Raw genomic sequence first — 14,305 nt, 5'->3', positions numbered from 1 at the left:
ATCAAATTGGCAAAATTAGAACAAGTATATGGATACTTTGAATATATCAAAAAAGGAGGGAATATCCTTAGTGGAATTGCAATCTTTGGGATGATTTTATTTATAACTTTGGATGTATTATCTAGAAATCTCTTGTCCTCTTCTATACCAGGTAGTTATGAAATGGTTCGAAATTATTTAATGCCTCTCGCTGCATTTCCGATCATTCTATATGCGTATTCATCTGGGATTATGCCGCGAATTTCAATGATCATCGAAAAAGCCCCTAAGATATTCCAAAAAACAATACACATCCTCCTGCTTCTATTGGAGCTGATCATTGTTGTCTTGATTACTTACTATTCATTTGATTATGGATTAACTGGAACCGAAAAAAACGCATCGTTTCCAGCAGCAGGTTATCTTTTTCCAGTGTATCCATTTTTATTTTTAGTACCAATTGGTTTTGGATGTATTGCGATTGAAATCATTTTACTCCTGTTAAAAAACTTCTTTTCAAAAGGAGTATGGATCACCTTTCAAAAACAACAAGGAAAAATAGATGGTGAAGATTCCTCGTATGTATCCTAACCATTTACTTGTTAAAAAAACTATTTATTTTGGAGGAGATAGGAAATGGTACAAGTAAACAAACAATATTCGTTAAAAGAATTAATAAAAAAACGTGATCTTATTGTTACTGCAGGTGTTGGCGATGCTTTAAGTGCAAGAGTTGTTAATGATATTGAAGGAATTGATGCGCTTTTATCAAGTGGATTTGCTATTTCGGCACAACAATTTGGTTTACCTGATACTGAAATGTATACAAGATCTGAAAATGTAGAAGCTGTAAGTCGGATGACGTATGTCTCTGCCAAACCATTAATTGCTGATATTGATACCGGTTATGGCAATGCAGTTAGTGTCATTAAGTCCGTCCATGAATTTGAAAGGGCAGGTGCTGCAGGTGTCATTATTGAAGACCAGATTAGTCCGAAGCGTTGTCCAATCTGTGTGGATGAAACGAATACAATCATTCCAGTATCTGAAGCGGTCGGTAAAATTAAAGCAGCAGTTGAACATAAAAGCAATCCGGATACGATTATTATTGCCCGAACAGATGCAACGAACTTTGATGAGGCAGTTCAAAGAGCAAAATTATACTACGAAGCTGGTGCCGATCTTGTTCAGCCAATTTCGAAAACTTTTAAGAATAAAGAAGAAGTGAAGCAGTTTGTAGATCAGGTAGGCTGTCCAGTTTCTCTTGTTATTGTAGGGTGGTTAGAAAATTTATCAATCGAGGAAATTCGCTGGATTGGTCCCAAAATTGCTCACTTTGCATTAATTTCCGTTACAGCGATGCACCAAGCCGTAACAGAAGCTTTTCAACAACTAGGACAAAAGCAATCAATAGTCGGAATGAAAACCCCTCGTACAGCTCATCATGAACTTGTTAAAGCATTAGGCATGGAAAAGGTCTCTCAATTGGAGGAAATGTACTTACCAAATGAAAGTGAAATCTATTAATTTTTTAAACTAGATTAAATGGGCGTAGCGTTGAAATATAAAGTAGTTAGCAGTTCACCTTCCTTGAAATATACGGGAATAGAAACTGCGAAAAACATTTTAGAAGTACTGTTAAATGAATTAATTTGTGAGATAAAGAGGTGATAATGGTGAACCATTGGACACAGAAATCAAATGACCAATTTGAAATCACCTATGATGAAGAAGGAATTCCTTTATATAAATACAGACCAAAGAATGTTTATCAGTTACTCAAAAATACTGCCTTGCGTATTCCTCAATCTTCTGCATTAATTTTTAATGAGGAAACATTAACCTATTCAGATCTTCTTCAACGGGTCAATCGAGTTGCCTATCATTTAAGCCGGCATTATGGTGTAAAACCAGGAGATCGGATTGCATTATTATTGGAAAATGGAATAGATTATCCAACTTGCTTTTTTGCGATTGCCCAAATTGGTGCTATTTCTGTACCTTTGAATACACGTTTAGCAGGTGAGGAAATCATTCATGAAATAAACAATTCAGAATCTACTATTCTCATTGCAGATCATAACCAGTGGTTAAAAGTAAAAGATCTATTAACCAATATGCCGACGTTAAAACATTGTTTTGTCACTGACCAAAAGCCCCAGCATTCAAGTGCCGAACCATTTGATTTTCTCCTATTTCCACATGATGATCAAGAAATTGTTCATCCTGCGAAAGAAACAGATATTTGTTCTATTTTTTTTACCTCTGGAACAACAGGCAAGCCAAAGGGTGCAACACTCACGCACCTGGGATTTATTTCAACAGGAATGAATTTTGCTAACACTTTTAGTTTAGAAACGGATGATCGTACTTTGATGATCGTACCGATGTTACACATTACGGGAATGCTTCAATTTTTAGGGGCGATCTATACAGGCATACCGATTTATATTATTAGAGCATTTAAAACTGAAAAGGTCATCGAAATGGTTAAAACCTATAAACCTAGTATTCTTGTAGGTGTTCCAACCATGTTTTGGTTTATTCTTTCATCTCCTAATTTTTGTAAAGAAGATTTTAAATCTGTGCGCTCCATTCTATATGGAGGTGCCCCAGCACCAGTCGATTTAATTAAAAATCTTCGAAAAGATATGCCGCAAACGAAAATTCATAATGGATATGGTTTAACGGAAGGTCACGGGCTCGATACTCTACTCCCAGACCATGATGCTTTAGTAAAGCCTGAGTCGATAGGTTTACCTGTACCACTTGTGCAAGTAAAAGTGATCGACTCACAAGGAAATGAATTGCAAGCCAATCAGGTCGGAGAATTAATCATTAAGGGAGCAAAAGTTATACCAGGATATTGGAAAAATCCCGAGGCGACTCAACACGCTATTAAAGACGGGTGGCTTTATACCGGAGACTTAGCAAAAATAGATGAAGAAGGCTATGTTTATATTGTCGATCGAAAAAAAGATATGATTAATCGGGGAGGCGAAAAAATCTTTAGTATTGAAGTAGAAAATCTTTTGTACTCCCACTCTAAAATACTAGAAGCTGCAGTTGTAGGTATACCTGATAACTATCTTGGTCAACAAGTTAAAGCATATATTGTACTTAAACCAGGTGAGGTTTGTTCTGAACTCGAAATAAAGGAATTCTGTTTTGGAAAAATTGCAGATTTTAAAGTACCTAAATTCATTGAATTTCTTAAAGAGTTACCAAGAAATGCAGGAGGAAAGGTGCTGAAAAAGGTGCTGAGCGGAGTGTCACTGTGACATCATGAAACTTTTAAATATATTTAGAGGAAGAGGTTCTGCCTCTTCCTCTTTTCATATGGTTTAGCGTAAGTCGTGTTTTTCTAATAGATAGGGGAATTGCACAGCTGTCATCTACTGTAATGGTTGTTTTATTATAGCTTTCAAGTAAATAAGGGGAATCCCATCTCCGTCAACCTAGGAACTGAAACGATGGAAGATCGTCTCGTAATATTTATCCAAAGTTTGTTTAATGGTTTCATAATCATTCTCCAAAATCGCATGATACATTTTCTGGTTAATAGCATTGGCCGAGTAATGACTGTGATGGGGGGTTCTTTTATAGTTAATAATGGAAAAGCGAAAAATCCTATCAAAAAATCCATCAATAATTTTTGACATTTCCGCGTTATGAACTCCAGATATAATTGTCCTTATAAAAGAAAGAGTATTTTGAACATATCCGATGTAGTCATTTTTAGACGTGCAATGTAATTGCTCGTCTAAATATTTTTTTAAAAGCGGGGTGTCAATTTGTGACAAATTTCGTTTTTGATAGTTAAACTGATAATATTGAAAGGTAAAAATGACTTCCAACATATCTAATAACTCTTTATAGGATGGATCTTTTACGAGAATGCCACGATTTTTCACCGTTTCTAGAAATCCTTCTCCTTCTAACCGGGAAATAGCAGCTCTAATCGGAGTTCGGCTCATGTCCAGTTGTCTAGCAAGCTCGTTTTCAGAGAGCAAGGTTCCTGGCATGTACTCTCCATGTATTAATAAATTTCTTAAAAAAAGAAAGGCTTTTTCTTCAAGATGTTGCAATTTAAATCCAACTTTCTGTCATTTTAACTTTTATCTTATATTGTTTTTTCAATAGTTGCAAACAGATATCGAAGGAACAGGCTCATTCTTTCAATATTTACAAATTCTCAAAACTTTCTTTATATAGTCTTTGTATTTTCTTAATAATTTTTTAATAGTTTCTTGTTACAATTTACTAGAACTTAGGTTGTATACAACCTTGTGTTCAACAAAAACTAACAGAAATGAAAGGAATGTGAGTGGAATGAAGAAAGGTTTGGTTGGGTTCTTATTCATGGTGTTATTTGTTGTAACTGGTTGTACAAGTGAAAAAGAGGTTGAGGGAACTGCAAATAATGGGTGGCCTGAGACATTAAGATTGGGAATGATGGCTACAGAAGATGATAATAATTTTGCTCGATCAACGAGTGATTTTGCAGATGATTTAAGTGAAGAATTAGGAATAGAAGTGGAATTGTTTGAAGGACAAGATTATAACATGATGATTGAAGCGATGCGTGCCAAAAAGATTGATATTACAAACTTTGGACCGTTTGGTTATATTATTGCAGTTGAACGCAGCGGGGCAAAACCTCTTGCGATCTTGGGTCAAAGTGAAGAGTCGGCTATGTATCAAAGTGTCATTGTCGTACCGAAAGATTCACCAGCTCGATCGTTACAGGATTTAGAAGGAAAGGATTTTCTGTTTGTCGATCCTGCGTCTACATCGGGACATCTTTTCCCACGTGCTTCCATGTTAAAGGAATTGGGACTGGGAAATGATGAGTTAGAAGGGTATTTCAGTAGTGTTGCTTATTCAGGCGGGCATGATAAATCTTTACTAGCGATTGCGAACGGAGATGCTGCTGGGGCATCGGTGTGTGAATTCTGCGTTGAGATGTTTGCAGACTCTGGATTGTTTGATGTTGAAGATGTTCGCATTATTATGGAGTCCGATCCTATTCCTGGAGGGCCATTAAGTTATCGTGAAGATTTACCAGAAGATTTAGTTGAAAGAATAAGAGAGTTCGCTTTAAGCTATCATGAAAAAAATCCAGAATACTTTGAAGTGATGGGAATGAAAGGTTATTTTCCTGTTGAAGATAGTGACTTTGACGTCATTAGAGACACGGCTGAACGTCTGAATATGTCTCCAAGTGATATGTTAAATTAAGGGGGAAATGAGATGACATTGCTCGATGTAAAGAAGGTATCAAAAGTATATGCCGATGGTACGGTAGCGTTGAAGGATGTTACGTTTCAAATAGAGAAAGGGGAATTTATTGTTGTGATCGGTCCGAGCGGTGCAGGGAAAAGTACGCTGCTTCGTTCGATAAACCGACTGGTTGATTCTACGAGCGGGGAAATTGTCTTTAAAAACGAAGATATTATGAAAGTCAGATCTTCGAAGTTAAGGAAATTGCGACGTGAGGTGGGGATGATTTTTCAAGGATTTAACTTAGTCGAGCGTACATCGGTCATAAACAATGTGCTTCATGGACGTCTTGGCTATATGAATTCATTCAAAGGTTTTTTTAGCTTATTTTCTGAGCGGGATAAACAAGAAGCTAAGCAATTGTTGCATAGGGTTGGTCTAGGCAGTCAAATGTATAAACGAGCTGATGAACTAAGTGGCGGACAGCAGCAACGAGTAGGGATTGCCCGTGCGATTGCTCAAAAACCAGATTTGATTTTAGCCGATGAACCGATTGCAAGTCTTGATCCAGTATCATCGGAGACGATCATGGAGCATTTGTATACAATTTGTCAAGAAGATGGGATTGCTTGTTTATGTAATCTCCATCAAGTTGATGTCGCTAAAAAATATGCGAATCGAATTATCGGTATCCATGCAGGGGAAAAAGTGTTTGATGGAAAGCCAGAAGAGCTCACGGATGAAATGATTGAGCTCATCTATCATGGGACACAAAAAGAGAATGCTAATGAGAAAGAGCTAGAAAAGGAGAAAGAGAAGGAGATGGTCTCATGAAGACTGAACATCTCGAAAACATTCGCAAACAAAAGAAAATGCAAGTGTGGTTATTCGTTGTGGCCATTTTAGCTGTAACGGTTTGGTCCGCCAAAGAAACAGGGTTTTCATTGATTACTCTTTCCTCTGGCTCACAGGAAGCATTTATGTTTATTTTTACTGATTTGCTGCCTCCTGACTTTTCCGTCTTAAGTAGTCTTATCAGTCCAGCGTTGGACACAATTTATATGAGCTTTGTAGCGATGATAATTGGTGCAATTATCGCAGCTGTGTTAGCAGTCCTTACAGCAAAAACAACATCTCCACATCCAGCGCTCCCCATGATGATGCGAGGTTTTAGTTCTTTGTTTCGAAATATTCCTGTTTTTATATGGGCAATTTTGTTGACGGCATCATTTGGGCTCGGAGTCTTAGTTGGAACTTTGTCTTTGATCATTGTTTCTGTTGGGGCATTGACGCGGGCCTTTGCTGAAGTATTAGAAGAAATTGATCTAGGACAGCTTGAAGCCGTTCGTGCTACAGGGGCTAGTTATACTCAAGTTTTAGCTCAAGGTGTACTGCCGCAGTTTTTGCCTGGTTTTTTAGGGTGGTCACTGTACATGCTAGAAATTAATGTTCGTGCATCGACGATTATCGGTATGGTCGGCGGCGGTGGATTAGGGTTTGTGATTCAATCCAACATAAAGCTTTTTCAGTATGGGCAAGTGTGTATGGGAATCCTCCTTATTTTAGTTATCGTACTGGCGACAGAATGGTTGACGAGTCGAGTGAGGGAGCGAATTATATGAGTGAAAAAACAGTATCGTATCAGAAGGTTGAACACTTTACGGACTTTGAGGAGCCGAAGCGGCGAAGAAATTATTTTATGGTGGGAGTATTGGTCTTTACCGTAGGTTTCTTTATCTTTTCGTTAAGTCAATTAGCCATTGATTATTTGAGGCTGCTGACAGGTGTAGGGAAATTTATCCAACTCCTACCTGTTATGGTGCCACCCGACTTCACCTACTGGCGGGAGGTATTAGCTGCGGCAGTTGAATCGCTACAAGTTGCGATTGTAGGGACCATTTTAGCCATTTTCTTTGGCATAATTTTAGCTTTTCCAGCGGCGGAAAATCTTACTCCTCATCCAGTTGTTTCATCGTTCATTAAAGGGTTTGCTTCGTTTATTCGTGCAATTCCTACCATTATTTGGGCACTTATTTTTATTATTGCTGTTGGCATGGGGCCATTCCCAGGAATTTTAGCGATTACAGCAGGTGCAACGGGAATGCTCGTTAAAGTATTTGCTCAGTCGATTGAGGAAATCGATAATGGGGTAATTGAAGCGATGAAGGCGACGGGGGCAAGTTGGTTGTCAGTGGTTGTACACGGTGTCATCCCTACCGCTTTAACGGCACTATTGGCGTGGTGTATCTTGCGTTTTGAAGGGGATATTGCGGAATCGACGATTTTAGGAGCGGTTGGAGCAGGAGGCATCGGTTGGGAACTGATGCATGCCATGAGGTTATATCGGTTTGATCAAGCTTTTTTTGTTGCACTCGTTATTTTTATGATGGTTTTTAGTGTCGAGTTTATATCTAACCGTTTGAAAATGAGATTGAAAACAAGATAAATAGGAGGGGAACGAATGGAAAATGTGTTGTTAAAAGAAGATCATATGAGTAGACGGGTCATTCCATTAGAAGGAACGTTTAACTTTCGTGATTTAGGAGGGTATCCAGCAGCAGATGGAAGACGTGTGAAATGGGGAAAGCTATTTCGTGCTGGTAATTTAAGCGGAATGACAGAAGCTGATCTTTTGCTGTTCAAGCAATTAGGGATAAAACGAATCTGTGATTTACGTAGCGAAGATGAGATCAAGAAACATCCTGACCCAGTATGCGAAGATACAGTTTGGCTCCATAGTCCAGTTATACCAGATGAGGTAGGGACTGTAAGACAAGTTGGGGATTTGGCTGAGGCACGACAACTTTTTTCTAAAAGTCATCCAGGTGAAGTGTTAATGGCAATGAATCGACAAATGGCCAGCTATGTTCAAAGTTATCGACGCGTTTTTGCCTTCCTGTTGGAGGAGCCGGATGCCCCGTTTTTATTTCATTGTATGGCAGGGAAGGATCGTACAGGAGTTGTAGCCGCATTGATCTTTAGTATCCTTGGTGTCTCCCGCGATGTCATTATTGAAGATTACCTGTATACGAATTGTTTTGTTGAAGAGATTAAAGCGAATTTGCTCAATGATGAGTTGATGAGCCATCTGCCAGTTGACGAGGAGGTAATTGAAGCTTTATTAGAAGCACGTTTGGAATATATTACGGCCTTCTTTGATGAAATTGAAACATGCCATGACAGTGTCGAAAAATATTTACAAGAAAAGATTGGACTAGCCGAAGAAGAGATAGAGAAGTTGAGGGAAAGTTTGTTAGAGTAGGTTGTATTGGGCGCCTGTCATCACCAGAAATTCAGCTGATTGAATTAAACGTAGTATAGAGAGGTTGAATAAGTGAAGAGTTTGCTAGAATAGTCGTTATGCTCATCTGAGAGGAGAGGATACCGACTATTTTTTATGAGGGACCCCCTGCTGTAATTGATAGTGTTTTAAACGAATGTTAAATGGAGACAGTTTTACCAGGTGTCGAAATTTAGTAAGATTTGTCGAGAAATCTTTAAATCGGTGAAAGTTGAAAATAAATCGTCCAAAGTTAAAAATAAATCACTAAAAGTTGAAAATAAATCATCCAAAGTCGAAGATAAATGCAACGAAGTCAAAAATAAAGCCGCCTTTTAACACGAATAGACGATGATTTTCAACATAAAAGTCGGTGGAAATCCACTGTTTTGCTCTACCTGAAACGGAAATGTACGAAGTTGGACATTACATCACGGCAAACTCGTGAATTTAGCCCAAATCACCTATTAATTAAACGTTTATTTAACAGATTACTAGTCTTACGTTAGGGTATTAGTAGCCTTAATTTTTGGCATTCATTTTTAAATGTAAATTTATCGAATATAAATATAGGAAAAAGCAATGTTATTGTAGTGTATGAAGTTCTCGATTCCGAAAAGAAGGTTTTGGTCGATGCATGCTTTCTGCTATAACAGGTTTTACTCTTGAAGCATTTTGATACAAATCCATTATAGAGACATCAGCACTTCTATTTTCCGAGGTGCTTTTTTTATGCTTCTATTATATGAAAAAGAAACTCGTATTTCATTGGACAAAGTGTAAAACAGATATAGTAGTTGTTTGAACATTTTGAAAAAAGTGTGGTGTGGGGATTCGGACTTCTACTATGTGATGATGAAGGATTTGCGACCTAAAGGATACTCGTATTAGTGGGGGGCGAAATATAGGGGGAATTGTCGAGAAATCTTTAAATGATCCAAAGTTGAAAATAAATCAGGTAAAGTTGAAAATAAATGACCCAAAGTTGAAAATAAATGACCCAAAGTTGAACAAAAAAATGATTTTTACCATAGGTTTATGGGGAATTAAAGTGTGGAATCTGTAGATGTGGTCTATCTGCAACTGAAATAATTGAAAATTTGTGTATCCGTCACAGTAATTCCCCGAAAACCCCTGTTTCTTGTATGTTTCACGTTTATCCCGTTTAACTGGCGCTAAGACTCCCACTTCAAGGCTATTGAGGTAACAAGAAAGACTAAGTGGGAGATAAGCGCCAGTAACAATCCGATTGGTTCAACTAACATTCAGTAGGGGATGAAGGAAAACCCCCACTGAATGAAGTTTCACTTTATCAAAGAGTAGTGTTTTACTGTAATCACTTACTTGTGAAAATGCTCCAGTTTCCTCCTGGTCTACATTCCGATATACTGTAAGCCTAGAGAACAACTGCTGGGTTGGTGAGAGAATGGGAACGATTAAACGAAGTGATAAAGTGAAAAAGTTGTTTGAGATTAATCATTTACTCACCAAATCATTGGATATTGGTGTGGTTTTACGTACATTAGTGGAGGAAGCCCGGAATTTATTAGAAGTATCGGATACGGTTATCCTTTATTTATTCGATCCAGAGGATAATGTTCTCCGGGTTGCTGAAGGTGTTGGGATTGATATCGAAGTGATGCGTCAAATTGCCTTTGTGCCTGGGGAGTCGTTAACGGGTAAAACTTATGCTGACCGGAAATCGTATTTATTTGCTAAAGAAGATATTTTAAAACAAAGCATGTCGAATATGTCATCTGAAAATTATCATTACTATTTTGAAGGCGTATTTCGAAGGCAGATCAAGAGTGCTTTTTCGGTTCCATTACTTTATCAGGATGAGTGCTTAGGTGTGCTCATCGTTGATAACTTTGAAAATGATGGTCAGTTTACCGATGATGACATTCGTATCATTGAAATTATTGCTGACCAAAGTGCGATTGCGATTGTTCACTCGAATTTATTTCAAGACTTAAAGAAAAAGAATGATCAACTCAAGCAATCGATTGATATCCATAAGAAATTCACGAAGGCGATTTTAGATGGCGGTGGTATTGATACGATTTTAACATTATTAAGTCGAATACTAGCTGTTGAGGTGACCTTCCATGATGAGAACTGGAAGGCGACCTCAGAAGGGTATCCCATTATTCGTGGCAGGGAGACGATGGGTTATATTTCAATCGGAAAAGATATTAACACTTTGTCTTCTTTAGAAGTGGTCGCTGTCGAACATGCATCGACTGCATTAGCCCTTGAGTTAGTTAAAATTAATGCACTGTATGAAAAGGAGCTTCATTTTCGTGAAGAAGTGTTTCAGCAAATGATTGAAGGCATTCCTCATGGAGAATTCAAAAGGGTTCAAAATTATGTGAGCTGGAATGTGGATTCAGACTTAGTATGCATGGTGATCGAAGGGAAGCAAACCCCGTTATGGGAAGCAGAATCTTTATTAGAAAAAGAACGGTTTATCCGTTCATTAGAAGATATTTGCCAAACGTTTAGTGAGTCGACCTTCGTGTTGTCGAGAACCTTTCAAGCGATTTTAATTATTCCTATTTCAAACGATCAAGTTGTGGATGCGATAGCTCTTAAAATTGCTGATCAGTGGAAAAATCAAAAGGAGCTTATTGTTGGCGTTGGAAGAAAGGTAACGCTAGGAAAGCTTGGGAATTCGTATCGGGAAGCATTAGATGCAGTCAGATATGGAAAAACAAGTGGAGAACGCTACGTCGATTATTCGAATCTTGGTTTTGAACGTTTGCTGCAACACGTGGATCCAACGACGTTAAGTATGTTTGTTGATGACAAAATGGGACCACTCATTTCAATGGAACCGATTTATTTAGAAACACTAGGAGCATTCATTCGTTTAAATAAAAACCACAAGCTGACAGCGGAACAATTACATGTCCATCCCAATACGCTTTACCAACGGATCAAAAAGATAGAAAAAGTAATGAACATCTCCTTTGATCGTGAAATCGATTGGTTAAATTTAGTGATTGCTTACAACCTATATGTGACAAGTCACAATGGATAGATTGAAACATTGTGACTTGTCACATTTCTTTTTATTTTTCTGAATATTATAATTCTTATTAAGACAAATAAAAAAGGAGTAGTGTGGGTTGGTAAACGCAAAAACCATTCATCAAGAAAATCTGACCGATCGATTGATTGACATTAGACAAGAGCTACATCGATACCCAGAAGTAAGTTCGAAAGAGTTTCAAACCACTGAACGATTAAAGGCGTGGTTAACGGAAGCAGGGTATTCTATTCTACCACTTGAGGTGGAGACGGGATTAGTGGCTGAAATTCGTGGGGATTTACCAGGGCCAACTATTGCCTATCGAACGGATATTGATGCTTTACCGATCCAGGAGCAAACCGGTCTTCCTTATGCTTCAATGATCGACGGAGTGTCGCATGCCTGTGGTCATGACTTCCATATGACAATTGCTCTTGGTGCAGCATTCACTTTAGCGGAAAAAAAGGAAGAGCTCCGCGGGACGGTTCGTTTTATTTTTCAGGCTGCTGAGGAAACGACGCAGGGGGCAAGGCAGTTAATAGAGGCTGGTTTGTTTGAGGATGGACAAATTCAGGCTATTTTTGGTGTTCACAACCAACCTGGTATTCCTGCAGGTAAAGTCGGTGTAACCGATCATCACTTAATGGGTGCCGTCGATACGATAAAAATCAAGGTAACTGGAAAAAGTGGTCACGGTGCGATTCCACAGCACACGGTCGATTCGGTTGTTGCAGGTTCAGCGATCGTGATGGGGCTGCAATCTGCAGTGAGCCGGAACATCGATCCATTCGAACCCGTTGTGATTACAATCGGTTCGTTTCAATCAGGAACAACACATAATGTGATTGCGGGGTCGGCGGAACTTTTTGGAACGGTGCGCAGTTTTAATCCGAACGTTCGAGCGCAGCTTCCGCAATTAATCGAAAGAATTGCGACAGATATTGCAAAGGGCTATGGAGCAGAAGCGGTATTAGATTTTATTCCGCAAGTCCCGGCCATTGATAATGATCAGGCGATGACTCAAATCGTCCGAGAATCGGTAGAAGAAGTGTTTGGCAACGATGCCGTCGTGAAACCAGAGCCTACCCTTGGTGGAGAAGATTTTTCATTGTATCAACAGTATGTACCGGGTTGTTTTTTCTGGGTCGGCACAGGGGATGACGATAAGGGTGTGAACAAGCAGTGGCACGATCCAGCCTTTTTAGTGAACGATGAGATCATTCCAGATGCAGTCACGACTGTCGTTCGAACGCTAGAAAAAGCTTTAGAACATTTTCGATTGAATAAGGAGGAGAAATAAGTATGGTAGCTACTTATCAGAATTACATTAACGGAGAGTGGGTTAATTCGGAATCAGGAAAAACGTATGCGAGCATTAATCCAGCAAATACAGAGGAAGTTTTAGGTTATTTTCAAAGCTCGACAGTTGCCGATGTGGATCAAGCAATTGCAGCTGCTAGTGAAGCATTTCCAGCTTGGGCCAACACAGCTGTTCCAACCCGAGGCGATGTGTTATTTCGCTTAATTCAAGAGCTAGAGCAGGAAAGAGACATCCTTGCTGAAATCATTACAAAAGAAGTTGGTAAATCGCTCCGAGAAGCGAAGGGTGAAGTGGAAAAAACGATTCAAGCGATGAAGCAGTTTAGTGGTGAAGCAACACGATTAACAGGCGAGACGATTCCGTCCTACGATCCGAATATCTTTGGCTATACGGTCAGAGAGCCGCTAGGAGTAGTCGGGGTCATTGCTCCATACAATTTCCCGCTGGGGATTGGGATTTGGAAAATTGCTCCTGCAATTGTCGCTGGAAATACCGTCGTTTTTAAACCGGCAAGTAATACATCGTTAATTAGTATTAAAATCATTGAGTTATTTGAAAAGTCTGGGGTGCCAAAAGGGGTCCTCAATATGGTCACTGGATCGGGCTCCGTTGTTGGAAAAGCGTTTGGAGAAAACCCAAGTCTTAAGGCGGTTTCTTTTACAGGATCTTCAGATGTTGGAATTGCCCTCGGAAAAGCGGTAACCGCTCGTGGTGGGAAAATGCAAGCGGAAATGGGGGGGAAAAACCCTTCGATCGTTTTAGAGGATGCTGATCTCGACAAGGTAGCAGCGAGTTTGGTTGTAAGTGGCTTTTTAGATAATGGCCAACGTTGTACGGGCACAAGTCGATTAATTGTTTTAAGATCGATTGCGAAGGACTTAACGGAAAAACTCGTGGAAAAGGCGCAAGAACTCGTGATTGGCAATGGTTTTGATGAGGGTGTAGATAACGGTCCGGTCATCGATGAGTCACAGCTCAATGTGTACTTACATTACGTTAAAACAGCGATTGAAGAAGGAGCAAAACTCGAATTTGGCGGTAAACGATTGACCGAGAATGGTTTAGATAAAGGCTATTTTGTCGCACCTACTGTTTTTAGTAATGTAACAGAAGAGATGACGATCGCTAAAGAAGAAATTTTCGGGCCAGTTATTGCCGTGATGGAAGTAGACTCGTATGAGGAAGCGATCCGAGTGGCAAATAATACGGAATTTGGCTTGTCGTCATCAATTTATACGAAGGATTTAGAAAAAGCGTTCCACTTTGTTCGCAACATTGAATCAGGTGTTACTCATGTCAATGTTCCATCGAATTATTTTGAAAATCAGTACCCATTCGGTGGTAAGAAAACGTCAAGCATTGGCCCGAGAGAGCAAGGGAGCACGGCGCTAGACTTTTGGACGGATTACAAAACCGTTTATATCAACCCGAATTATTAGGATGTAAAATATCGATAAAAAATAGAGGC

At 39.1% G+C, this 14,305-nt stretch carries 12 protein-coding genes; 11 read left to right on the top strand and 1 reads right to left on the bottom strand.

What is annotated here, in order from left to right; all coding sequences use genetic code 11:
• Positions 1-6 precede the first annotated feature (6 nt).
• The 3 genes from J0N78_RS03440 to J0N78_RS03430 all read left to right on the top strand — a co-directional run bounded on the left by J0N78_RS03440 (position 7) and on the right by J0N78_RS03430 (position 3,260).
• Positions 7-570, top strand: a complete 564-nt coding sequence (locus J0N78_RS03440; protein WP_209121629.1) for a TRAP transporter small permease — start codon at positions 7-9, stop codon at positions 568-570.
• A gap of 45 nt (positions 571-615) precedes the next feature.
• Positions 616-1,506 (top strand): isocitrate lyase/PEP mutase family protein, encoded by an 891-nt coding sequence (locus J0N78_RS03435; protein ID WP_209121628.1) that lies wholly within the window; start codon positions 616-618, stop codon positions 1,504-1,506.
• Between the two features lie 149 nt (positions 1,507-1,655).
• Complete coding sequence (locus J0N78_RS03430; RefSeq protein WP_209121627.1) at positions 1,656-3,260, top strand: class I adenylate-forming enzyme family protein; 1,605 nt, start codon at positions 1,656-1,658, stop codon at positions 3,258-3,260.
• Between the two features lie 177 nt (positions 3,261-3,437).
• On the opposite strand, the gene J0N78_RS03425 is transcribed toward J0N78_RS03430, so the two are convergent.
• Positions 3,438-4,067: a GntR family transcriptional regulator gene (locus J0N78_RS03425; protein ID WP_209121626.1), complete on the bottom strand. Its 630-nt coding sequence runs from the start codon at positions 4,065-4,067 to the stop codon at positions 3,438-3,440.
• A 244-nt stretch (positions 4,068-4,311) separates the two neighbouring features.
• On the opposite strand from J0N78_RS03425, the gene J0N78_RS03420 reads away from it, so the two are divergent.
• The 8 genes from J0N78_RS03420 to J0N78_RS03385 all read left to right on the top strand — a co-directional run bounded on the left by J0N78_RS03420 (position 4,312) and on the right by J0N78_RS03385 (position 14,276).
• Positions 4,312-5,220 (top strand): phosphate/phosphite/phosphonate ABC transporter substrate-binding protein, encoded by a 909-nt coding sequence (locus J0N78_RS03420; RefSeq protein ID WP_209121625.1) that lies wholly within the window; start codon positions 4,312-4,314, stop codon positions 5,218-5,220.
• 12 nt (positions 5,221-5,232) lie between these two features.
• Positions 5,233-6,036 carry a phosphonate ABC transporter ATP-binding protein gene (phnC, locus tag J0N78_RS03415; RefSeq protein WP_209121624.1) on the top strand — a complete coding sequence of 268 codons (804 nt, stop codon included), beginning with the start codon at positions 5,233-5,235 and terminating at the stop codon, positions 6,034-6,036.
• Complete coding sequence (gene phnE / locus J0N78_RS03410; RefSeq protein WP_209121623.1) at positions 6,033-6,824, top strand: phosphonate ABC transporter, permease protein PhnE; 792 nt, start codon at positions 6,033-6,035, stop codon at positions 6,822-6,824. The genes phnC and phnE (J0N78_RS03410) overlap by 4 nt, the downstream gene beginning before the upstream one ends.
• Complete coding sequence (gene phnE / locus J0N78_RS03405; RefSeq protein WP_209121622.1) at positions 6,821-7,648, top strand: phosphonate ABC transporter, permease protein PhnE; 828 nt, start codon at positions 6,821-6,823, stop codon at positions 7,646-7,648. Before phnE (J0N78_RS03410) ends, phnE (J0N78_RS03405) begins: the two co-directional genes overlap by 4 nt.
• Before the next feature lie 15 nt (positions 7,649-7,663).
• A complete protein-coding gene (locus tag J0N78_RS03400) occupies positions 7,664-8,464 on the top strand; it encodes a tyrosine-protein phosphatase (RefSeq protein ID WP_209121621.1) in 801 nt (266 codons plus the stop codon).
• 1,444 nt (positions 8,465-9,908) lie between these two features.
• On the top strand, positions 9,909-11,525 hold the full coding sequence (locus J0N78_RS03395; protein ID WP_209121620.1) for a helix-turn-helix domain-containing protein: 1,617 nt from the start codon (positions 9,909-9,911) through the stop codon (positions 11,523-11,525).
• 88 nt (positions 11,526-11,613) lie between these two features.
• Complete coding sequence (locus J0N78_RS03390) at positions 11,614-12,816, top strand: M20 metallopeptidase family protein (protein ID WP_209121619.1); 1,203 nt, start codon at positions 11,614-11,616, stop codon at positions 12,814-12,816.
• Positions 12,817-12,818: 2 nt separating this feature from the next.
• Complete coding sequence (locus tag J0N78_RS03385; protein WP_209121618.1) at positions 12,819-14,276, top strand: aldehyde dehydrogenase family protein; 1,458 nt, start codon at positions 12,819-12,821, stop codon at positions 14,274-14,276.
• The last annotated feature ends 29 nt before the right edge of the window (positions 14,277-14,305 follow it).

The sequence above is a fragment of the Alkalihalobacillus sp. BA299 genome (assembly GCF_017745675.1).
Taxonomy (GTDB): Bacteria; Bacillota; Bacilli; order Bacillales; family Bacillaceae_F; genus Alkalihalobacterium.
The sequence above is the reverse complement of the archived record's forward strand: the minus strand, read 5'-3'. Positions and strand labels throughout refer to the sequence as shown.